Consider the following 22,151-nt stretch of genomic DNA (forward strand, 5'->3'; position numbering starts at 1 on the left):
TGTACCCGGTGCTCCGCTCTCCGAAGCAGACCGGTCAGTGCTGTTCGAGTCAGCGCTGTTCGAGCGTGAGTTGATCCGCCCAGGCCGACACGTCGCCGCGTTCGAGAGCCACGGCCAGCAGTTCCGGAAATTTGTCCGGCGTGCACGCAAACGCGGGAATCCCGAGGGCACTCAGCGCCGCCGCATTGTCGTGATCGAACGACGGCGCCCCTTCGTCCGAGAGCGCCAGCAGAACAACGACTTGCACACCGGAGTTCTTCATGGCGGCCATGCGGCGCAGCATCTCGTTGCGGATACCACCCTCGTAGAGGTCGGAGATGAGCACGAACATCGACTCGGTAGGCCGCGAGATCAGCGACTGGCTGTATGCGATCGCACGGTTGATGTCGGTGCCCCCACCAAGTTGGGTTCCGAACAGGACGTCGACGGGGTCGGACAGTTTGTCTGTCAGATCGACGACGGCGGTGTCGAAAACGACGAGCGAAGTCTTCAGTGCCTGCATCGACGCCAACACCGCGCCGAACACGGATGCGTAAACGACGCTCGACGCCATCGAACCCGATTGATCGATCGCCAGGACCACGTCGCGCTGCACGGATTTCGACTTACGGCCGTATCCGACGAGCCGCTCGGGGACGACCGTTCGATACTCCGGCAGGTAGTGCGACAGATTTGCTCGGATGGTTCGATCCCAGTCGATGTCACGCAACTTCGGATTCGACGTTCTGGCGGCGCGATTGAGTGCTCCGGTCACCGCGGCCTTCGTTTTCTGAGCGATCCGCTCTTCGACCTCACGAACCACCTTGCCGACGACCATTCGAGCAGTTGCCTTGCTGGCCTCCGGCATGACCTGGTTCAGGCTCAGAAGCGTCCCGACCAGATGCACATCGGGCTCGACGGCATCGAGCAGTTCCGGCTCGAGAAGCAACTGCGCCAAGCCCAGTCGGTCGATAGCGTCCTTCTGCATCACCTGCACCACCGTGCTGGGAAAGTACGTGCGGATATCACCGAGCCACCTGGCGACGGACGGCGCCGACGCCCCCAAACCGGCTGAGCGCCGACGCCCCTTGGTCGGGCCGGACGAGTCGTATAACGCTGCAAGAGCTGCATCCATTCGACTGTCGCCCGGTTGACCCAGCCCACCCGTCGACTCTTCGGCGGATTCGCCGAGCATCAATCTCCAGCGTCGCAGGCGCTGATCGTCGTCACTCATGCGCGCACTCCCAGTATCTGCGCAACGACCACCATTGCCGCGCTGCCACGTCGAGCATCGGTCTCCACCGTCGTTTCGACGCGTCGGCCGCCCCTGACAGCCTGACCGATCGCCCGACGTTCCCCGGATTCGAAAGCTCCGAACGTGCGCCGAAGCAACGGAAGCGTGTCGATGAAATCCTGCTCGCGAAGGTGACGGACCCAGGTGTCGATCAGTGTGAGCAACGCTCGGTCGTGAACGAGCACAAGCCCTCCTCCGCCGAGAAACCCGTCGACCCACCCGGCCTTGGCGGTCGGCACGCTGCCCACGGAAAGGGCCCGAGACAATCGCTGGGCTGCAGCGGTTTCCGTGATCGAACCGCTGTCGCGCAGAAGCCGCACCATCCGGCCGACGAGTAAACCGTTGACGTCGTCGCGGTCGATCACGCCGGCCATCGCCTGCAACCACCGTGCGCTCGCGTCGCGGTCGTCACGGACCATGACTGCCGCGTGCACCTTGTCGAGGTGATCGCGAAACTCCTCGGCACTGGGATCGTCCAGACCGGTGACAGCGACTGCGAGGCCGGTGCAAATGCGGATCAACAAGCTGTCGGCGACGTCGATCAAGGCCGACACGTCGGTACCGCGCACGTCGCCGTACCGCAGCGTTCGGGTCAGCGCGGGCAGCGCCGCCATCAAGTGCGACACGTCATGATCCAGTGCCGCAACCGTTTTCACACTTTCCAGCACAGCAGACAAGGCTGCCGGAAGGTTTGCCAGGAGCGAGTTCTCCAGTAGTCCGATCAGTGAGGCCAGAGTGATGTCCGGCTCGTGAATCTTCGACACGACCCGCGAGGCCGCCGCTTCGGCCACCGTCGTACCCCACAGCGACGCCTCGATCACCGAGACCGAGAATTCGGGCTTCCACTGCAAAGCCCATGTCTCTCGGAAAGTTCCGGTGGAACGGACCTCACTGTCGGCCGGCGTCCCCCAGTCGATCTCGAGGATCCCCAGTCGGTGCAGGAACTGGGAACGCTCGACGTCGATGTCGCGTCGCAGGTCCAGATCGAGGTTTTTGGCTCCCGCTTGTTGTTTGAGCCGCAGGGTCTTCGATCGTGCGCGCAAATCCGCTTCGAGTGGAACCGTCGGCGTCTCCTCGGGCACCGAACCCAGGGCTTCGCCCACGACGAGTCTTCGCGTGATCAGATCCAGAAGAACGTCGTTTCCATCGCACATCACCGACCTCGTAGCCTCGGTAACTTCCGACAATCCGGCCAGCGGGCGAGAACGCAGTGCCGCCAACGTATCTGCCAATCGGACAGCTTCGATGACGTGAGCACTCGAGATCGGGAGATCCTCGTCGCGCAGCACCCGGGCAACTTTGGTGAGCCACCGAGTGATCGTCTTGTCGTTCGCGGTGAACAGGTGGTGATACCAGCCCGGCGAGGTGATTCCGGCGCCGTAACCCGATGCCGACGAAAGGCGCGAATGCGTCCAGGGAACCCATGTCAGCGAGGTCTTGACCTTGGACATTCCTTTGAGGATGCGAGCATCGGGAGCCGCTGGCCCCAAGGCTCCGACCAACGCCGGCGCGTGCCACGCCCCGCAGACGACGGCAACCCGCTCAGCGCCTCCTTTCAACGTCTTTCGCAGCACCTGACGCATGTACGCTTCGCGATGCGCTGTCTCCTCGTCGATCGGCACTGTCTCACGCAGCGCCTCCATCGCCTCGGTGATCGCATCGAAAGAATCTGCGCCCGAGCTCGATTCGATCACCGAATCCCACCAGCGTTCGGTGTCGTCGAACCCCGCGGCCGACGCCAGTTCAGCCAGAGGATCACCCTCGCGTGTAGTACGAATCCCTTGATCCGCCAACACGTTGAACGCGGGCAGGTCGCAGAACCGTGCCTGGACACCGTTGCTCGCAGCCCACTTCAGCGCTTGCCATTCGGGCGAGAACACCGCAAACGGCCAGAATGCCGCCTTCGACGGTTCGCCAGTGGCATACGCCAGCAGCGCAATCGGCGGTTCCATCGACTCCGATGCCGCCAGCATCACCAACGGGTCTGCATCCGAAGGCCCTTCGATCAGGACTACGTCAGGCGAGAACTCTTCCAGGCCTTGCCGAACCGAACGAGCAGATCCCGGGCCGTGGTGACGGATTCCGAAGACCCGGACACGCAGGTCCGGAATGGCGATGGTCACCCGGTGACCTCGCGGCAAGCCCGATAGAAGTCGGACCACTCTCCGCGTTCACGCACTACTGCCTCGAGGTACTCGTTCCACACAACCTTGTCTGCGACCGGATCCTTGATCACCGAACCCAGGATTCCGGCAGCGACATCGGATGCCCGCAGTACGCCGTCCCCGAAATGCGCGGACAGCGCCAAACCGTTGGTGACCACCGAGATCGCCTCCGCCGTCGACAGAGTTCCGGACGGGGACTTCAACTTGGTGCGGCCGTCCGTGGTCGTGCCTGATCGAAGTTCCCGGAACACGGTGACAACCCGACGGATTTCCTCGGCTGCTGCGGGGGTTGTCGGCAATTCCAATGCTGCGCCCAGCTGTTCGACTCGGCGCGCCACGATAGCCACCTCGTCCTCCTCGCTTGCCGGCAGCGGGAGGACAACGGTATTGAACCGTCGACGCAATGCGGACGACAGATCGTTGACACCACGATCCCGATCGTTGGCGGTAGCGATCAGATTGAAGCCTTTGGCTGCCTGCACCTCGATGCCCAGTTCCGGCACCGGCAACGTCTTCTCGGAGAGAATGGTGATGAGCGCGTCCTGCACGTCGGCCGGAATACGCGTCAACTCTTCGACGCGAGCGATCTTCCCGGTTTCCATCGCCGTCATCACGGGAGAAGGCACCAGTGCACCGGCGGTCGGCCCCTCCGAGAGCAGGCGTGCGTAGTTCCAGCCGTAGCGGATAGCTTCCTCGGGCGTACCCGACGTGCCTTGGACCAGGAGCGTCGACGCACCCGAGATTGCAGCCGAAAGGTGTTCGGAGACCCAGGTCTTGGCTGTACCCGGCACGCCCAACAGCAGAAGCGCGCGGTCGGTGGCAAGAGTTGCGACGGCTACTTCCATCAACCGCCGTGGACCGACGTACTTCGGCGAAATGACCGTCCCGTCGTCGAGAGTGCCACCAAGCAGATACGTCACCACAGCCCAGGGCGACAAGTTCCACGACGGCGGGCGCGGGCGCGAATCTTGCGCGGCCAGCGCTTCGAGTTCGAGCGCGTACTCCTGCTCTGCGTGGGGACGCATCAGCTTTGCCGGTTCCGTGATGGGCACGGTGACGCTGTCAGTCATGTGAGCTCCTCGAGCAGGGTCTTACGGTAGGTGATGGCACTGGCAGTTCTGGCGAAGGTTTGCCGCCAGTCCGGGTCACGGGCGCGCTCGGCTGCCCGATCCAGCAAAGTTACTGCGCTGTAGGGGAATCGAGTCTCGGCAAGGCGCAAGGAGGCTACGTACTTGTAGCGCGAGAATTCGCCTGCCTTGGCGCCACCATCGGCACGTCTGGCCGCAGCTCGTTCCCATTGAGCCACGACTGCCCGGGTGATGTCCTCGGGCCATGGACCTCGCAGGGCGTCGTAGATCGCTGCCCGGCCCGGGTGCAGAACATTGGCATCACCGTTTCCGGCCCTCAGCAGATCTGCCAACGCCTTGGCGGGCACCAACGGGAGCAGTCGCCTATCGGTGACCACGCCGCGCGTGTGGAAGAGTTCCAGTGCCCATTCCGCATTGTTCTGTGCCGCTGCAGCGTTGGACCAAGCGTCGTGAAGTATCGGCTCCCAACCTTCGTCGACGCTCATCTCCAACGTCTTCTTGGCTCCACCGATCATGTTGTTCCACAAGGACAACGGAGTAGCACTGATCACTTGACGGACATACTCGGCCCGATAGTCGGTGTGCGGATTCGGCCGGTCTTCGATACCGTCGCGCCTCGCCGGTCCATCGAGTTCTTCAGGCGGCAGGACGACCATCGTGGATCGAAGCAGTTTCCGTTCCACCCGCACCCATTCCTGGACCCGGGCGGCCATTCGCTCCCCGAACTCCGATTCGGGAAGTCGTCCGAGCACGTCCGCTGCTGCGCGCCGCACGTCCTTGCGACGGTCGTCGAGGGCTTCCTCCAACAATGCTTGATCGTCCGTGCTCAATCCGATGGCCAGCGTCGAGACGAATGCGGCCTTCTGTTCGCCACGCTCGGTTCCCCAGGACTTTCGGAGTTCGGCCAGCGCCAACGTGGGATCTGTTCGGCGAGTGTCCATCAGCCACTGCGTGCGCTGGGCCGAACTTCCGTGGCGCCAGACATCCGGGTTTGCATCCCGGGTTCGGACGAGCTTGCTCCACTCGGGGTTTTGCGCGGCAAGCCAGCGCCCACGCTCGCCGACCAGCTGGAGAATACTCTCGCGGTGAGTCTCACTCGCCCGAGTGAAGGAAAGCAGCTCGGCAACAAGATGATCGGGCGCACGGTAGTTGCGCGACAACGCAACGGCAAACCATTCGTCGAGCAAGGTCGCCTTGGCCTCGAGCATCGACAGCAGATGTGCGGATGACGATTCCGGCAGGGTGAACCGCACATCGCCTGGGGCAAGTGTCGGCACCGTAGCCGTGATGGCGCCCGCACCGCCACGGCGGTACGCCTTCTCCAATGCTGCTGCTGCGAGCAGCAACTCGGCAGGATCGCCGTCGAGTTCGCGAGTGCTGGAACGCACCGTGGTCGGAAGTTCCTCGAACGTTATTGCTGTTCTGGCGGTCCCGAGAAGTGCCGCAGAAATCAATGTGCTCACAGCACGATCACCTGCCCTCCCGTGAAAACCGAGATCGGGGCAAGAGCCTGCGCATTCCACGTTCCGCAGACTGCGACCGGGTAACCGCCGGAAATGCCGAGCAACTTCCATAAAAGGTCCGAATCACCCTCTGCCCGAAGCGCTGTGCCCGATTCGTCGACGAGAAACCAGGCACCGTCGACGAACGACGGGACCACCGAACTGATCACTGCCGGCCACGACCGCAACCATGGATCTGCTGCGAGGGCATCGGTGAATTCTTGCAGCGCAGCATCGATGCTTCCGGACGGCAGGGTTGTGAACGGTTGAGGTTCTCTATGCGTTGCCCCCAGCCGCGCCCGTAACGCCGCCGCACCGGGGTAGAAATGAAGATCGGCGTCGACCAAAAACCCGACTGGCGGCGCTTCGGTGGAAAAGTTGGGTGCCCCATGGGAGAAGTCGAGCAGCATGGCCCAACGTCTCGACGTCCGACCGCGCATCCACACCGTTCGGGTGAACAGCCGATTCTCCTCGGTGATCCCGGAACCGAGCACCATCCAGTTCTCGTGCACCGGAGTCGATTCCATCACGCTGTCGGTGGTAACGGGATAGCCGACGTGCGCTTTCACCGAATGGACAAGATCTTCCGGCAGTTCGGACAGCTTCTGATGCGCAGTGACCAGCAGGTGCAACCGAGCTAACTCGTCGAGGAGTTTCTCGGGCCAGTTCTCGGTAGAGGCAACGGTTCCCGCCAATGCTCGAAGCGTGCCGGCGATACCGGGCGCCTGGGCATCCACCATGCGAGCGGCTATCGCATCGAAGCCCGCCCAGGACGTGTCCATCGCGGCAAGACCACTGCGGATCTGATCGGTGATCCACAGATCCAATTCGGCGAGTCCGCTCGCCACTCGGTCGGCGCGCTTCTGCGCTGTCGCCGGGTCGGGAGCCTTCTTGGGCGCCTCGTCGCCGCTTTCGCCGGTGCTCTCGGCCTTCTCCTCGCGGCGCAGTAACCATTCGGCAGCGAAGTCGGCCGGCTCGGCCGCCGACGGAACACGCCCCTCCGACCATTCCACCAACAGCCCCAGAGCGTGTTTGCACGGAAACTTTCGACTCGGGCACGAGCACTTGTAAGCAGGGCCCCGCAGGTCAACTACTGCTTGATACGGCTTCGAGCCGCTGCCCTGACACAGCCCCCAGAGCGCGAGACCCTTGTTGCCGGCGTGGCTCCACGAACCAGCCAACTTGCGCGCAGCGGCCAGCGATGCGGCGTCGGGTGCTACCGATGCCACTTGCCCAGCTGTCCACGGCGAAGTCACTCGAACACAGTATGACAACCCGCTGACATCGCAGAGTCAGGCCGATTCATTCTTGAATTAGCCCTTGACTCGAACGCATGTTCGAGTACTCTTTGTGTAGGGGATCGGGGGATTCAATGAGTGTCTATCTGTCGGACGTGGTGTCGGGTTCTGCGGTGGGGTTACGCGGACGTCTGTGGCAGTTGACGGCTTCTGAGTTGCGGGCTGCTGCTATCGAGGCGAGTGCGGAGATTCTGCGTCTGGAAGCTGTGCGGGTGGCGGTGGTCGACGAGTTGTCGGTGCGTCCGGATGATCAGGTGATCGCCAGCCGCGGGGTGGGTGCGTGGTTAGCGGCGAACACGATGCTCCAGGTCCGGGACGGGAAGAAGATCGCCGCCCTCGGTGCTGCGCTGCGGCCGTTTCCGGCAGTGGCAACTCGGTTCGATTGCGGGGATTGTTCGTTCGAGCACGCCGTGTTGATCGTGGCGTTTTGTGAATCGCCGCCGAAGGGGACGCCGGACGAGGCGATGCCTCGCTGCATCGATTTGTTGTTGGCTGCCGCTTCCGGTGTGGAGGCCACGACCACGAAGGTGCGGAACGTCATCGCGACGTTGGAGCGAATCTTCGAATCCGATGAAATTCCACCCGCCGAAGACGTCGACCGCAACGAACTCCGCATCGCCTCGACCTTGAATGGTCGGGTGGTGGTGCGCGGGGATTTCGATGCCCTCACCGGCGAAATGCTGCTGTCGGCGTTGTCGAATCTGACGATGCCGACCCCGGCACCGGACGGAACGCCGGATGCTCGGTCGGCGGCGAAGCGGACCGCGGACGGGTTCACCGAACTGATCCGCCGGTATCTGGACTGCGCCAACACCGGTACCGACGGCGGGCAGCGGCCGCACGTGAACGTGCACATCAACGCCCGTGATCTCGCCGAGCACCGGGACTGCGCCGCATCTTCCGCTGCCACTGATGTCGACGAGGAAGGCTCACCCGATCTAGATCTGTCGGATCTCGATGTCGGGCACATGCCCTGGCTCGGACCACTGTCGGTGTCACAGACCAGACTTCTCGGGTGTGATTGTTTCCTCTCCACTGTCCTGCTGGACGATCACGGAGCGCCGCTCGATGCGAAACCCGGAAAACGATTGGTCACCGCCGAACAACGCGTCGCCCTGATCGCGAGAGATAAAGGCTGCGCGTTCCCCGGCTGTACGTGTGTGCCGGCGTGGACGGATGCACACCACATCCGGCACTGGGCCAACGGCGGCCCGACCGTGATGAACAACCTGGTCCTGCTGTGCCGTTCACATCACCGGCTGATGCACCGAAAATCCGGGTTCGTCGGCAAATGGGAGATCCGGATCGGGGTCGACAACAAACCCTGGTTCATCCCACCACCCTCGATCGACCCGCAGCGGCACCCGCGGCCGGCGAACACCACCTTCACAACCTGAGGACGAACCTCAGGCACAACAGAACACGGCCAGGCTCCGCATCGGACATCAAAACCCGATACGGAGCCCAGAGTCCGTGGAGCGTCCACAACTCACGACGTTCGGGCGGGGCGCAAGACCGATCTGCCCAACAACTCACAAACCTGCAGGGCCAGAGCGAGATCCAACTTGTCTCGGCCCGCAGCGACCGGATCGCCGAGCGCCTTGTTGATGCGATACTTCACCGTATTCCGGTGCAGATTCATATGATTGGCAGTGTGCAGATGGCTTTCTCCGTGGGCGAAGTACACACTCAACGTCGTCCTCAAGGACGCAGCAGAAGGCGTATCGTCCGCCAACGGGCCTAGCACCTCCCAGACCCATGACTTCGTAGAATCGATGTTCTCCGACAGAAGCGAAACCACGGCGACGCCGCGGTCCCCGAAACTCACCACGGGTCGCTGTGGCGTATCCGGGACGGCAGCAACCGAATAGGCGGCAGTGGCTTGTTCGTGAGATCGTTTGAAACCGTCGACCCCCGACCCCGGCAGTCCGATGGCCACCCGTGCTCCGCCGTCCAACGGCACTGCGGCCGCGAGAACGTCCGCATCCGGTGCTGGAATCCGGCGACCGAAGGGCAGCCACGCCCACACCGTGCGTCGATCGATGGCGGTGATGATCGGCGGCTTGTCCGCTCCCGCCGCTGCGCCGAGATCACGTACGAGTCGATCCAGCGTGTTGATGCCCATGACGTCCGCATCCCACGTCGACCAGACCACCAGGGCGACGTGGTTTTGACCAAGGCGGTATCCGGTCTCCGCTTCGAAAGCAGCGGTATCTGCGTTGGTTCCGGACAGAAGGGCATGGATCGCGGCCGAATGGAGGTTTCCCTGCGCTGCCATCCATCGACTGCGCTCCCGCTCGTACGCGTCGAAGACGTAGAGCGTGATCCAGTCGATGTAGCTGTAGACCACGTCCGAAGTGTGTTTCAGGACAGCCAAAGTCAGTCGCGCCGGAATATCCAGTGTGCTGATCTCGTCGTGACAGATCCGCATCAGATCGCCTTGGCCCATGTGATAGGCCCGAACGAGAGAGTTGGACGGAACGTCCCGCTGCGCCAGACGCAAAGCGTATTCTACTGCGGCAGTAGTCGGTTGGAGATGATCGATCGGAATGTCGTTGGCCAATACGTGGATGATCGTCGTGATGTTTCCCTGCACGCTGGCCTCGAGCATTTCGAGCAATTTGGCGTCTGCATCCAATTGGTCGATTTCGTGAGCCATCATGAAGGCCATCTCATGCGCGATATCGGCGCTACGCTCGTCGAGTCGTCGCGCCAACTCGGCAACCACGGCAAGCACTTCCGGCTCTGCAGCTGCAGGCACTCTGGCGAGCCGCCGCATTGCTCCGGCGCCTCGCTCCTTGTGCGATGGACTACTCACAGAACCTCTGCACCCTTCCGCCGCAGGTACTTCAGTGCCGATTCTGCCGCGTTGTACCCGCACATTCCATGTGCTCCGGCACCCGGCGGGGTCGAGGCCGAGCACAGGTAGGTGCCCTCGATCCCCGTGCTGTACGGATCGACTGCGACGCGCGGACGCAAGACAACCTGCAGTTCGGTGTTGGCACCTCCGATGATGTCGCCGCCTACCTGATTCGGATTGTCTTGTGCCAGGTCAGCTGTACCACTGCTCGATGTCGCGACGATCTGATCCCGGAATCCTGGCGCAAACCTCTCGATCTGACGAATGATCGCCTCCGTCGCGTCGCCGCTGTAGCCGTGAGGCACGTGCGCATAGGCGTACAACGGATGGACGTTCCCGGCCGAGCGGGTGGGATCAGCCAGGTATTGCTGACCGAGGAGCACGAACGGCCGGTCCGGCATACGGCCTGAATTCGTCTCACGCTCAGCTGCCACGATTTCGTCGAAACCACCTGCCAGATGGACAGTTCCGGCCCGAGCGCAATCCTGATTGGTCCACGGTACATGACCTTCGATCGCAAAATCGACCTTGAATGCTCCGGGAGCCTGCTTGAACTTTCGATAGGCCTTCGCCACTCGGCCCGGGAGTCGATCGCCCAGGATTTCGAGCGCACCCCCCGGATTGACATCCAGCAGAACAACATCGGCGTCAGGAATCTCGGAGGCCGTACGTACCCGAACGCCGGTGTCGATCTTGCCGCCGTGATCGAGGAGCATCGCGGCCATGGCGTCGGTGATCGAACGCGAACCTCCCTCGGCAACCGGCCAACCGTAGCGGTGACCAGCCGCGGTGATCATCAATCCCACCGCCGATGTAGCCGGACGGTTGAGCGGATAGAAGGCGTGCGCGGCAACCCCGCCGAACAGCGCCTTTCCTTTGTCGGTCTTCCACAACTTCGCGGTCACCGTGGCCGGAAGCAGCGCTCGCGGACCGAAAGCCGCAAGCCGCAACGGATGGCGCGGAACGTTGACGATCGGACGCATCAGGTCGGACGCCAGAGCGTCGAACCCCGTCGACAAATCGCCGAACATGCGTTGCCATCGCGGCCCGTCCGCGCCGAGTCCCGCCGCCGTCTGCTCCAGCGAGCGGTACAGAACGCCGGCATCGCCGTTGTCGAGCGGATGCGCACAGTCCACCTCTGCCCAGCGCCAGATCAGCCCGTACCGCTCGAGGTCCAGTTTGGACAGGTACGGCGAGCCGATTCCCATCGGGTGAAACGCCGAGCAGTGATCGTGGATCAACCCCGGCACGTCGAGCGGACCGGATCGGGTGCCTCCGCCGATCTGGTCGGCGGCCTCGAGAACCTGCACGTCAACACCACTACGTGCAAGGTGTACCGCGGCAGCGAGCCCATTGGGCCCGCTGCCGACGACTACGGCCTTTGTCACTTACTCACCTCTTGCTCGCTACCGCTGGCCCTCGTACGCATCTTCGGCTCGGAGACGACCTGCGGATCTGTTGCCGCGCGGTCGGCCCGTACGTCCAGTGTCCACTGAACGTCGAACGGAATGGGCCCGTTCGGCAACCACGGCTGTTCGGCGACTGCGTCGGCGACCTTGAAAGTACCCCGTTCGATGACACCGAGAGCCGCATCGATCACCTGGTACTCCTGCGTTCCCTTGTGGATGGGCTGCGATTCGATCCAGGTCACCAGGAACTCGCCGGGCGCGAAATTGCAGCGACGCTGAATAGCGGCGATCAGTTTCGCGTCGTGCAAGTGGCCGTCACCGAAGTTGAAGGCGACGATGGAGTTGCACATGAACTCGGCTTCGCGAAGCGAATACGTGTTGATGTCGTCGCCGAGGTGCCTGATCATCAGAGAGAACAGCGCACGCCCTTGGCTGTGCATGGAACGCCAGCCCAACAGCTGATGCAGAACGACGTCGGACACGTCCTCGGGGTACATCGTCATCAACTGATTGCGCGTGTCCGGCGACGGACGCTTGATGTACTGGTCGATCTTGGCTTCGGCGCCCGGCGCGAATGCCCACGTCGCGGATGCCCAGTTGCCGGCGTACTGACGCATCGACGGCAGGAACGACACCAGATCTGGTCGGAGGTTTCCGAGAATCGGGAAGAAGGCAAGGGCTGCAATGATTCCCGCTGTGATCCAGGGTGAAGACATGGCGCCGAGGCCGTAGCCGTCCCACGCCGGGAAGCCCAGGAACAGGAAGACCGAGGCGTAAGCGAACAGTAGATTCCATTCCAGCGGAACGGCCAGCGGGAAGGTCGACGCGATGAAGAGATGGAATCCGACCATGAGGATCACGGCGAGGATGGTGAGTGTCTTGTTCGTCGAGAACAGCAGTATCAACGGGGTGACGATTTCGACCATGGTTCCGGCCACGTGTGCGACCCCGCCGCCGAGGTGCGAGGGCCGCAGATCCTCCGGGAAATTCCGGTAGTGCGCGCGCTTGATCTTCTTCGACGGGATCCACGGCGTATTGCTGAGCATCGGGGGGACCACCAGCGAGAAATGGCGACCGAACTTCGAGACACCGGCTCCGATCCACACCATGACGATCAGCAGTTTGAGCGCCAGGATCATGTCGACGAAAGGCAGGAACGTGAAGAAGAAGATTGCCGGCAGGTACTGCTCGCTACGTGCAGCGATGAAGGGCACCTTGTCACGCAACCCGAGAATCACCATGAGCACCAGGAAGGAGTACAAGACCGTCGGACGTACGAGTCCGGCACTGTCAGCGAAGGCCGAATCGAGTCCTGTGGTGTGAACTCCCGGAAGAACCGCTGCAACAAGTAGATTGGCGACTGCGGCGACATAGATGAAAACGTCGAACACCGAGCGGGAGTCACCCGAGGTGAGCGGCACTTTGCCCGGCCACGGTGGCAGGCGAATCGTGCCGGGGCGAATCCAGTAGAGAACTCCACCGGTCATCGGCTTGAAGTGGCCGGCGAGCGGTCCCCAGGATCCTGCCAAGCCCAGCATCTCGAGCATCATCGTCCAGATGATGAGTTTCTGGTAGACGATCGGCTGGTTCCACCACGAACCGACGTCGAACCACGAGAGGCCGGAAGTCAAAGTGGCAACGGCTGTTCCAGCTGCCAGGTAGAGGAACAACAATTTCACGATGTAGACGGTGTGGACCATTTTCGGCGTACCGAAGCCGTAATCCACCCAGTGCGTGGACATGTCACGCAGACGCTCGAGAAACGGCTTGTCCATGAACGTTGCCGGATCGACGGGAGGGAAGTTTCCTTCTTTGAATCCCATGATGTGCTCCTGAAATACGGAATGTGGGCATGACGGATCGACTCGACGGACGTCGTCGAGTTGTGCTGGTATTACGGGGAAGTGACTAGTGAGCGGGAGTTGCGCTCAACGCTCGTCTCATTCCGGGTTTGTCGATCTTGCCCACCGGGTTTCGGGGAAGCGCATCGACGACGTAGATCGCCACTGGCACCTTTACTCGGGTGAGCAAGGCCGTGACATGTTCGAGCAGTTCGTCTTCGGTGACGGGTGCATCGGGGTAGGCAACGACATAGGCAACTGGCACCTCTCCGTAGACCTGGTGCGGAGCGCCGATGACGGCGGCCTCGAGCACGGAAGGATGTGTAGCGAGCGAGTTTTCGATCTCCTTGGGGTAGATGTTCTCTCCCCCACGGATGATCATGTCCTTGATGCGGTCGACGAGGGTCAGGTAGCCGTCCTCGTCCAGGACTCCGACGTCACCGGTGTACAACCAACCGTCCCTGACCGTCTTCGCGGTCTCCTCCGGCTTGCCGAGGTAGCCACGCATCACGTTGTCGCCCTTGATGACCACCTCTCCGGCAGTACCGACGGGAGCAAAGGTTCCGTCCTCGGCAAGAATGGCAATCTGCTGGCCCGGCAACGCCGGTCCGACCGTACCGAGTTTGCGCACGCCGTCCACAGGATTGCAGGCCGACGCGCAAGTCCCCTCGGTAAGTCCGTAACCCTCCACGATCACGAACCCGAAGCGCTGCTCCGCGCGGTCGAGGAGTTCCTTGCTGATCGGCGCCGCACCGCACACGGCAAACCTCAAGGATGACGTGTCGATGGAGGAGTCTTCCGGCTGTGAGGTCAGCATCGCGTAGATTGCCGGCACTGCCGAGAAATAAGTGGGGCGAAGCCTCGCAACGTCGTCGAAGAATCTCGAAACCGAGAACTTCCCGGTGACACTGACCTGTCCGCCGACAAGCAAGGGCGTCAAGACGCTGACGCAGATCGCGTTGACGTGGAACAGCGGCAGAATCAACAGACAGTGATCCGCGCCCGTGACTCCGATGTTCTTGCCCATCGACGAAGCCATGAACTGCAGGTTGGCGTGCGTGAGCATCACTCCCTTGGGCCGTCCGGTGGAGCCGCTGGTGTAGATGAGTAGAGCCAGATCGTCTGCTGCAACATCGATTCCGGGCCGAGGGTCCGTCGGCGGCGCTGTCGCAAGATCGTCGACGACCAACACCGCACGGCCACCCGAGGGCGCGTCGGCAGTGGCGGTGATGACCAACTCGGCCCCGGAGTCCGCGATCTGGTAATCCGCTTCGTTCGCGGTGAACATCGGATTGATGGGGGTAGCGGCAGCACCGATACGCCAGGCAGCCATGATCGCGATCAGCAACTCGACGCGATTGGGCAGCATGACCGCCACCACGTCGCCGAGTCCGATTCCGAGTCCGGCCAATTGCGCAGCAACAGCTTCCGTGCGATCTGCGAACTCCTCATACGTGAGTTCGACGTGGTCGTCCCGCAGGCACGGCTTCTTCCCGTACTTCTCTGCAAGATCCCAAGCCAGATATCCGATGTCCGCCACGAGAGTCAGCACCTTTCATTCGTGTGTGACTCAAAACACTATCGGCGTCCTGTGGCCGAAGAAACGGTCCCAGGGGATCAACTTATCCAGGTTCTTTGTTCCCCGAGCACAACACGGCAGGTGCGGTGCTCATCAGCTCGAGGGCTGATGCAACACCTCGTGGGCGCGGCGGGTCACCACCTCGGAGATCCGGCGCAAGACCGGTGACGACAGTTTCCACTGCTGCCAGTACAGCGGAACGTCGTCCACGAAGTCCGGATCGAATCCGATCAGCACCCCGGATCGATCGTCGTCGCCGCGCTGCAGGTCCGGTATCAATCCCCAGCCGTATCCCCGCCTGACGGCGTCCGCGAAGTCTGCCGATGACGGAACAAGATGGCGAGGCGGATCTGCCGGGTGGCCGATCTTTTGATCGAGGTACCGATCCTGCAGCAGATCCTTGCGATTGAACACAACCAGCGGTGCCTCCGAAAGGGATTCGGCCGTAACACCATCTGCGAACCAACGACGGCAGAACTCTGCGCTCGCCATCGGCCGATACCGCATGATGCCCAACCGACTGGAGGTACACCCTTGAATCGGTGACGCAACAGACGTGACGGCAGCCATGACCGAACCGTCGCGTAGCAGTTCGGTGGTGTGGTCTTGATCGTCGAGATGAAAATCGAAACTGACTTCTTGCGTGAACTCCGCGAGGGCCCCGAGAACCCACGTGGACAGCGAATCGGCATTGACCGCGATCGAGACGCGGGCGAAGCTGTTCGAACCGTTTTCCAAACCGAGTTCTCGCACGGTGTCACGCGACAGGGCGTCTATCTGACGGGCAAGACGCAGGACTTCTCTCCCTGAATCTGTGACCTGGATGGGTTTGGTGCGCTGCACCAGGATCCGGCCAACCGAGGTCTCGAGAGCTTTGATTCGTTGACTGACCGCCGAAGGCGTGATGTGTAACTTCCGCGCCGCCGCCTCGAAGGTTCCCTCGTCGACCGCAGCGTGCAATGCCCTCAACTGCTCGAAATCCAACATAATCTGAAGCTACTCTGATGTATCCTAAGAATCATTAGCTGGACTGATTGAAATCTGAGCGGCAGGCTCGACACCATGCTCAGCACCAACGACCCTGCGTCGGCCCTCGTCGGTTTCGGGGTCGGACTGTCCTTGATCGTCGCAATCGGCGCCCAGAATGCGTTTGTTCTTCGCCAAGGCCTGACTCGATCGCATGTACTCCCGATCGTCGCAGTGTGCGCGTTGTCAGACGCAATTCTGATTCTTGCAGGCATCAGCGGAATCGGGACCCTCCTCGAACACGCACCGTCGCTGATCACGTTCGTTCGTATCGCCGGCGCCGTTTTCCTCCTGAGCTATGCGATCTTCGCCGCCAAACGGGCGCTTCGACCCCAGACGTTGTCACCGGATCAACATGGAAACGGGTCGAGGCTTACCGCCGTCACGATGGCATTGGCCCTCACCTGGCTCAATCCACACGTGTACCTTGACACCGTGGTGCTCATGGGTTCAATTGCCAACGGTCGCGGCGAAATCGGACGTTGGTGGTTTGCGGCCGGTGCCATCACGGCAAGTGTGGTCTGGTTCGGCGCCCTCGGTTACGGCGCACGTCTACTCACGCCGCTCTTTGCGAAACCCAACGCCTGGCGGATTCTCGATGCTCTGATCGCCGTGATGATGGCAGTTCTCGGAATCAGCCTGCTTATCGAATTGTGACTCGGCCGCACAACCTCGATCCGACACTGCGGGTAGCGGGATGGGTTACCGTCCAACGTGAGGGAGGCTCAATTCACCTGTCGAGAGTTGTGACCATCAGGTAGGGCTGATCACGATGACCGAGGACGATGTCGGCACCGAACCGCGCGACTCCAACCGCGGACTGGGATTGCTGTGTCTACTCGCTGCGGTCGCCGGTGTCGGGGTCGGATTTGTCGGCGGCGCGTTCCGTTGGTGCCTGATCAGGGCCGACGAACTCCGTCGGACGATCGTCGACTGGGCGCATCACGTTCCGTACGTGGGGTGGCTCGTGCCGGTACTCCTGGTGGCCCTGTGCACCGTACTTGCCGTACTGATCGTCAGACGAGTTCCCCTCGCGAAGGGAAGCGGTATCCAGCATGTCGAGGCGGTGTCCCGTGGCGAAGCGAAACCTCCGGGTATAAATCTCGTGCCTGCCAGATTCATCGGCGGTCTCTTGGCGATCGGCTCCGGTCTGGTTCTCGGCCGTGAAGGCCCCACCGTCCACATGGGCGCGGCGATCGGTGCAGAAGCGGGACGACGGGCCCGCCTTTCCGAACCGGATGTCGCCATGTTGCAAACATCCGCGGCCGGAGCCGGACTCGCTGTCGCATTCAACGCGCCGATCGCCGGCGCACTGTTCGTCTGCGAGGAAGTGACGCACTCGTTCCGGCTGCGCACCGTGCTGCCAACGCTTTTCGGTGTTTCGGTCGCGGTGGGCTGTGCACGAATCGTCATCGGCGATCAGCCTGATTTCGAGGTCGGCACCGTGCCCACACCTCAACTCGCACTATTGCCGCTGTTCGTCGTCTTCGGAATACTGACGGGATTGCTGGGTATCGCGTACAACCGCTTGATTCTGGGACTACTCGACGTCGTAGCGCGACTCGACAGGATCACGCCGACCGTCATCGCCGCAACGATCGGCGCGGTCATCGGCCTGACGCTGTTCCTCGACCCGCTGGCCAGTGGAGGCGGCGACGTCCTTGCACAGATGATCGTCGGTGGAAGGACCTTCGTTCTGCCGATTCTGCTGCTGTACTTGGTGGTTCGGTTCTTCACCGGCCCGCTGTCGTACGCCGCCGGGACTCCCGGTGGACTGTTCGCTCCTCTACTCGCACTCGGTGCACTCTGGGGGTCGATCTTCACCGGGCTGTCGAGCTTCGTGCCCGGAGTGGACGCCGGACTCACGATCACCATGGCTACCGTCGGCATGGCTGCCTTCTTCGGCGCCGTAGTACGCGCTCCGTTCACCGGAATCGTGATCGTGGTCGAGATGACAGCGGTGACGTCGACGCTGGTTCCGATGCTCGCGGCCACTGCAGCAGCGGTTTTCGTAGCCACCTTGGCAGGTTCGGCTCCCATCTACGACAGCCTTCGAGAACGAATGTTGGGAACTCGACGTCCACCTCTGCGATGATCACGATCGACATCGTCCCCGACATGTGTGTACGCAGAGGAGCATTCATGACCCCAGGAACCGACGTCGGGGAGGTCCTCGCCCTGGAGCGGGAATTGCAAACTGTCGAATGCAGGCGCAGCAGTGCACGTGTACTTGCATTGCTTGCCGAGGACTTCGTCGAGATAGGCGCGTCGGGTAGCGTCTGGAATGTCGCGTCCACAGTTGAATCACTGCGGAACGAACCCATAGACGAGGGCATCGAAGTTCATAATCTGACCGGTCGAATCATCGACGACGGCTACGTCCTCACCCAGTGGGATTCAGTCCGAGGTAGGCGTCGCGCGCGGCGAACATCTTTGTGGCGTCGAACACCGATCGGATGGCAATTGGTACATCATCAAGGCACCCCGCTCCCCTGATTTCATCCAACTCGACCTGCGAACACCCCTCTACGCCAAGGGCGTTCCGACGTAGTTCTCGGCGATCAACGTTCGCCCGGCGACCGAACGCGTGACCATGTCCAGTTCGGCCAGCTGACGGCGATGCCCGAAACCGGTGTCGTCTGGCAAGCGATGGAGCATCGACGACATCCACCACGAAAAGTGCTGCGTCCGCCACACGCGCGGCAACACCGTTTCGGTATACCCGTCCAACATCTTTCGGTCGGACGAGGTGAAGAATTTGTCCATGGCGTTCGACAGCGCGTAGACGTCGGCGATCGCGAGATTCATACCCTTCGCGCCGGTCGGCGGCACGGTGTGCGCCGCATCGCCTGCAAGAAACAGGTTGCCGTGCTGCATCGGCTCGCACACGAAGCTGCGGAACTGGAGGATCGACTTCTGAAAGATCTTGCCGTCCTTGATCTCCGCCCCCTCACCGTCGACGCGCATGTGCAGCTCGTCCCAGATCCGATCGTCGGACCAGTTGTCCACGGAGTCGTTCGGATCGACCTGGAGGTAGTGACGCTGCACCTGGGGTGTCCGCGTGCTGATCAGCGCAAAGCCACGCTCGTGGTTGGCGTAGATCAATTCTTCCGATGACGGCGGCGCCTCGGCCAGGATGCCGAACCACGCGAAGGGATACTGCCGGAAATGATCCGTACGGATCGACGGTTCGGGAATCAGCTTTCGCGTTTCGGTACGTGATCCGTCGCAACCGGCCACCAGGGCGCACTCGAGCTTCTGCTCGGCTCCGTCCGAGTCGACGAAAGTAATACTCGGGCGATCCGATTCATGATCGTGTACTTGTGCGCCGGACACTCCGAATCGAATGTCCCCGCCGTCAGCGAGGCGTCGCGCAATCAGATCCTTGAGCACCTCGTGTTGCGGATACACCGTGACTGCGCGCCCGTCGGTCAGTTCGTCGAAGGCGATGCGGTGCCCTCGCCCACCGAATCGCAACTCGATTCCGTGATGTTCGAGGCCCTCCCGCTTCAGTCGGTCACCGAGTCCTGTCTCGACCATGAGGTCAACGGTGTTCTGTTCGAGCACACCGGCACGAATGGTGCCCTCGACCTCTTCGCGAGTGCGGCATTCCAGGACTACCGAATCGATTCCCTTCAGATGCAACAGATGCGAGAGCATCAACCCGGCGGGACCACCACCGACGATTCCGACCTGGGTGCGCGAAGAAGACATACAGAGAACTCCTGAGGTGAGTGACGATTGAGACCACCCTCGACCACGACCACTCCTCTGAACAGCTGCAATTTCACTCAGTGAAAGACCGAATACGAGCTATCCAAGTCCGCCGCCACCAAGCCCGCGTGATATTCCACGGGCCGCCGCAACCAAGGCCGGCAGTAAAGGAGCTGGATCCTGCTCCACCGGAACAACTGTCGAGACCGCTGCAACGACATTGCCGCCGGATTCGCGAACCGGAGCGGCGACGGCAAGGGTCCCGACGTTCAGATACTCACGACAGACCACGAATCCGGTGCGTCTGATCTCGTCGAGGGTTGCTCGCAAGATTCGCTCGGAAGTAATGGTTTTGGGAGTGAACGACTCGAGACCGGCACGGAGGACGTCGTCGAGAAGCTCGGTCCCGCCGTGCGCAAGGAGAATCAATCCACCGCTCGACGCGTGCAGCGGCAATCTTCCGCCGGCGCGACCTACAACGGTGACAGCGCTACGCGAGGACAAGCGCTCGAGGTACAGAGCCTCGGTACCTTCACGAACGACCAACTGCACGTTCTCTCGGGTGACTTCGTAGAGGTCTTCGAGAAACGGCAACGCCACCTGCCTGAGCCCATGCGCCCCGGGCGCAAGAGCGCCGATCTCCCACAACCGCACTCCTACCTGGTACTTGCCGTCACTCCGACGCTCGAGTGCGCCCTCAGCCACCAACTGCCCACACAGTCGATGGACGGTGGGCAGTGGCAGATCGGTGCGACGACTGATCTCCGATTGCGTCAACCGCGGCGACGTCGCGTCGAAGGCACCGAGCACGATGAATGCCCGGCCGATCAACGAACGGTCGCCTGATGCCATTCACACAGTGTGACAGGGCAGTGCCACCAAGAATCCACTGTGACTGACATCAGGCGAAACGTGTTCAGGCGGTGCGGAGCTACGCGGAGTGCGCCAATTCCGGTTCGCGTTCGACCGCCGGCGGTGCGGCCTCGATCTTCATCGGCCCCTGTGCGTAGTGGAAGTGCGGACGACGGTGACCGATGAACGAACCGAACCACGACATCACAGCGACGTACCGGTTGCGGAAGCCCACCAGATACATCACGTGCACGGCCAACCACATGAACCAGGCGATCGTGCCCTTGAACTCGACCTTACGGACGCGACACACAGCGCTGAATCGGCTGATGATCGACATGCTGCCCTTGTCGAAGTACTTGAAAGGCGTTCCGGCCTTGACCTTTCCGTTCACGATCTTCGCGGCGTGACGGCCACCCTGCATCGCGACGGGCGACTGACCCGGCAGACCGTTCAGCGACGTCATGTCACCGATGGCAAAGACGTTGGCGAATCCGCCGACAGTCAAGTCCGGATTGATGAGCAGACGACCCGCGCGGTCGGTGTCACAACCGGTTGCCTCACCGAGCACTGCGGCGAAGTCGTTGGCGCGAACACCGGCCGACCAGATGACGGTCTCGGCGTCGATGCGCTTCTCTTCCTTGGTCTTTGCCGAGGACACGGTGACACCGTGCTCGTCGATGGCGGTGACCATAGTGTTGAGGACAACCTCGACACCCGACTTCTCGAGCGAAGCCTGCGTGTACTCACTGAGCTTTCCACCGAAGGCCGGAAGGGCGACGCCGGCGCCTTCGACCATGGTGACCGTGACCTCGTCGGCGCTGATGTTGTTGATGGACTTGGCGAAGTAGCGACGCGCCAGTTCCTTGATCTGTCCGGCGAGCTCGACGCCGGTTGCGCCGGCACCGACGACAACGAAGCTGAGCAGGTTGCGACGAACCAGCGCGTCGTTGGTGGTGTGGGCCTCTTCGAAGCAACGCAGGATCTGCTTACGCAGGACCTCGGCATCCTCGACGGTCTTGAGCTTGTAGGTGACCTTCTCGAACTCGTCATGACCGAAGTACGCCTGCGTGGCACCGGTGGCTGCGATGAGTGAGCGGTACCCGAGCGTATGGCGGGTACCCGAGGCTTCGTAGACGACGGTGTTCTCTTCGGCGTTGACCTCGACGACGCGGCCGAGCCGGACGTCGGCGTTGGGGTACTTCTGCAGGATCGTGCGGATAGGCGGAGCCACCTCGCCTGCCGACAGAACACCCGTCGCCACCTGGTAGAGCAGCGGCTGGAAGAGGTGCTCGGTGGTGGCGGAGATGAGAACGAACGGCGTCTTGGACTTCGCGAGAGTCTTGGCCGCGGCGAGGGCTCCGAAGCCCGAACCGACGATCACTACCTGAGTCTTCTCGTGTCCAGTCGCGTCGATGTCGGCGCGACCCGCAGCTGTTCTATCCACAACAAACTCCTCAACCAAATTGAAAGTATGACTATTACGGTATGGACTGATCATGGGTCGGGTCCAGTTAGCTGGAGTATTCGCAAGACTGTTATCT

The 22,151-nt window shown here is 62.0% G+C and carries 17 protein-coding genes; 4 read left to right on the forward strand and 13 right to left on the reverse strand.

Translation table 11 applies throughout. The annotated features are described in order from the left end of the window. Positions 1 to 49 precede the first annotated feature (49 nt). Genes I7X09_RS17720 through I7X09_RS17740 form a run of 5 tightly spaced genes read right to left on the reverse strand, consistent with a single transcriptional unit; the run spans position 50 to position 7,284 of the window. Positions 50 to 1,213, reverse strand: coding sequence for a VWA domain-containing protein (locus I7X09_RS17720; RefSeq protein WP_200313156.1), 1,164 nt, complete (start codon positions 1,211 to 1,213; stop codon positions 50 to 52). Continuing rightward, the gene (locus I7X09_RS17725) at positions 1,210 to 3,396 is read right to left on the reverse strand and encodes a DUF5682 family protein (RefSeq protein WP_200313157.1); all 2,187 of its coding nucleotides are present in this window, start codon (positions 3,394 to 3,396) and stop codon (positions 1,210 to 1,212) included. Before I7X09_RS17725 ends, I7X09_RS17720 begins: the two co-directional genes overlap by 4 nt. Continuing rightward, complete coding sequence (locus tag I7X09_RS17730; protein ID WP_095973722.1) at positions 3,393 to 4,508, reverse strand: ATP-binding protein; 1,116 nt, start codon at positions 4,506 to 4,508, stop codon at positions 3,393 to 3,395. Before I7X09_RS17730 ends, I7X09_RS17725 begins: the two co-directional genes overlap by 4 nt. After that, positions 4,505 to 5,989: a DUF5691 domain-containing protein gene (locus tag I7X09_RS17735; RefSeq protein WP_200313158.1), complete on the reverse strand. Its 1,485-nt coding sequence runs from the start codon at positions 5,987 to 5,989 to the stop codon at positions 4,505 to 4,507. The genes I7X09_RS17730 and I7X09_RS17735 overlap by 4 nt, the downstream gene beginning before the upstream one ends. Beyond that, positions 5,986 to 7,284, reverse strand: coding sequence for an SWIM zinc finger family protein (locus I7X09_RS17740; protein WP_234036618.1), 1,299 nt, complete (start codon positions 7,282 to 7,284; stop codon positions 5,986 to 5,988). Before I7X09_RS17740 ends, I7X09_RS17735 begins: the two co-directional genes overlap by 4 nt. Before the next feature lie 116 nt (positions 7,285 to 7,400). Between I7X09_RS17740 and I7X09_RS17745 the strand changes: the two genes are divergently transcribed. Beyond that, positions 7,401 to 8,723 carry an HNH endonuclease signature motif containing protein gene (locus tag I7X09_RS17745; RefSeq protein WP_200313159.1) on the forward strand — a complete coding sequence of 441 codons (1,323 nt, stop codon included), beginning with the start codon at positions 7,401 to 7,403 and terminating at the stop codon, positions 8,721 to 8,723. Between the two features lie 92 nt (positions 8,724 to 8,815). Here I7X09_RS17745 and I7X09_RS17750 read toward each other — a convergent pair whose 3' ends face one another. The 5 genes from I7X09_RS17750 to I7X09_RS17770 all read right to left on the reverse strand — a co-directional run bounded on the left by I7X09_RS17750 (position 8,816) and on the right by I7X09_RS17770 (position 16,002). Then, positions 8,816 to 10,105 carry a PucR family transcriptional regulator gene (locus I7X09_RS17750; RefSeq protein WP_200317905.1) on the reverse strand — a complete coding sequence of 430 codons (1,290 nt, stop codon included), beginning with the start codon at positions 10,103 to 10,105 and terminating at the stop codon, positions 8,816 to 8,818. A 35-nt stretch (positions 10,106 to 10,140) separates the two neighbouring features. Further along, positions 10,141 to 11,574: a phytoene desaturase family protein gene (locus tag I7X09_RS17755; protein WP_200313160.1), complete on the reverse strand. Its 1,434-nt coding sequence runs from the start codon at positions 11,572 to 11,574 to the stop codon at positions 10,141 to 10,143. Next, complete coding sequence (locus I7X09_RS17760; protein ID WP_200313161.1) at positions 11,571 to 13,418, reverse strand: DUF3556 domain-containing protein; 1,848 nt, start codon at positions 13,416 to 13,418, stop codon at positions 11,571 to 11,573. Before I7X09_RS17760 ends, I7X09_RS17755 begins: the two co-directional genes overlap by 4 nt. 85 nt (positions 13,419 to 13,503) lie before the next feature. Then, entirely contained in the window at positions 13,504 to 14,976 is a 1,473-nt protein-coding gene (locus I7X09_RS17765) for a class I adenylate-forming enzyme family protein (protein WP_095972392.1), read from the reverse strand. A gap of 132 nt (positions 14,977 to 15,108) precedes the next feature. After that, entirely contained in the window at positions 15,109 to 16,002 is an 894-nt protein-coding gene (locus tag I7X09_RS17770; RefSeq protein WP_095972377.1) for a LysR family transcriptional regulator ArgP, read from the reverse strand. A gap of 75 nt (positions 16,003 to 16,077) precedes the next feature. Here I7X09_RS17770 and I7X09_RS17775 point away from each other — a divergent pair, with 75 nt between their 5' ends. From I7X09_RS17775 to I7X09_RS17785, 3 genes are all read left to right on the forward strand, one after another. Continuing rightward, entirely contained in the window at positions 16,078 to 16,698 is a 621-nt protein-coding gene (locus I7X09_RS17775; RefSeq protein ID WP_200313162.1) for a LysE/ArgO family amino acid transporter, read from the forward strand. Between the two features lie 115 nt (positions 16,699 to 16,813). Next, the gene (locus tag I7X09_RS17780; RefSeq protein WP_200313163.1) at positions 16,814 to 18,136 is read left to right on the forward strand and encodes a ClC family H(+)/Cl(-) exchange transporter; all 1,323 of its coding nucleotides are present in this window, start codon (positions 16,814 to 16,816) and stop codon (positions 18,134 to 18,136) included. Between the two features lie 47 nt (positions 18,137 to 18,183). Beyond that, positions 18,184 to 18,537 (forward strand): nuclear transport factor 2 family protein, encoded by a 354-nt coding sequence (locus I7X09_RS17785; RefSeq protein ID WP_124568051.1) that lies wholly within the window; start codon positions 18,184 to 18,186, stop codon positions 18,535 to 18,537. A gap of 30 nt (positions 18,538 to 18,567) precedes the next feature. Here I7X09_RS17785 and I7X09_RS17790 read toward each other — a convergent pair whose 3' ends face one another. From I7X09_RS17790 to I7X09_RS17800, 3 genes are all read right to left on the reverse strand, one after another. Continuing rightward, positions 18,568 to 19,755, reverse strand: a complete 1,188-nt coding sequence (locus I7X09_RS17790; RefSeq protein ID WP_200313164.1) for a 4-hydroxybenzoate 3-monooxygenase — start codon at positions 19,753 to 19,755, stop codon at positions 18,568 to 18,570. A gap of 99 nt (positions 19,756 to 19,854) precedes the next feature. Next, on the reverse strand, positions 19,855 to 20,607 hold the full coding sequence (locus tag I7X09_RS17795; RefSeq protein ID WP_095972373.1) for an IclR family transcriptional regulator: 753 nt from the start codon (positions 20,605 to 20,607) through the stop codon (positions 19,855 to 19,857). A 79-nt stretch (positions 20,608 to 20,686) separates the two neighbouring features. After that, a complete protein-coding gene (locus I7X09_RS17800; protein WP_200313165.1) occupies positions 20,687 to 22,054 on the reverse strand; it encodes an NAD(P)/FAD-dependent oxidoreductase in 1,368 nt (455 codons plus the stop codon). Between the last annotated feature and the right edge of the window lie 97 nt (positions 22,055 to 22,151).

This window comes from Rhodococcus sp. P-2, from assembly GCF_016598535.1.
In the GTDB taxonomy this organism is placed as follows: domain Bacteria; phylum Actinomycetota; class Actinomycetes; order Mycobacteriales; family Mycobacteriaceae; genus Rhodococcus_F; species Rhodococcus_F baikonurensis.

Coding starts and splice junctions, on each gene's coding strand:
- I7X09_RS17785 (WP_124568051.1), top strand. CDS start 18,184: ATGACCCCAGGAACCGACGTCGGGGAGGTCCTCGCCCTGGAGCGGGAA.
- I7X09_RS17760 (WP_200313161.1), bottom strand. CDS start 13,418: ATGGGATTCAAAGAAGGAAACTTCCCTCCCGTCGATCCGGCAACGTTC.
- I7X09_RS17745 (WP_200313159.1), top strand. CDS start 7,401: ATGAGTGTCTATCTGTCGGACGTGGTGTCGGGTTCTGCGGTGGGGTTA.
- I7X09_RS17770 (WP_095972377.1), bottom strand. CDS start 16,002: ATGTTGGATTTCGAGCAGTTGAGGGCATTGCACGCTGCGGTCGACGAG.
- I7X09_RS17795 (WP_095972373.1), bottom strand. CDS start 20,607: ATGGCATCAGGCGACCGTTCGTTGATCGGCCGGGCATTCATCGTGCTC.
- I7X09_RS17750 (WP_200317905.1), bottom strand. CDS start 10,105: ATGCGGCGGCTCGCCAGAGTGCCTGCAGCTGCAGAGCCGGAAGTGCTT.
- I7X09_RS17730 (WP_095973722.1), bottom strand. CDS start 4,508: ATGACTGACAGCGTCACCGTGCCCATCACGGAACCGGCAAAGCTGATG.
- I7X09_RS17790 (WP_200313164.1), bottom strand. CDS start 19,755: ATGTCTTCTTCGCGCACCCAGGTCGGAATCGTCGGTGGTGGTCCCGCC.
- I7X09_RS17780 (WP_200313163.1), top strand. CDS start 16,814: ATGACCGAGGACGATGTCGGCACCGAACCGCGCGACTCCAACCGCGGA.
- I7X09_RS17775 (WP_200313162.1), top strand. CDS start 16,078: ATGCTCAGCACCAACGACCCTGCGTCGGCCCTCGTCGGTTTCGGGGTC.
- I7X09_RS17720 (WP_200313156.1), bottom strand. CDS start 1,213: ATGAGTGACGACGATCAGCGCCTGCGACGCTGGAGATTGATGCTCGGC.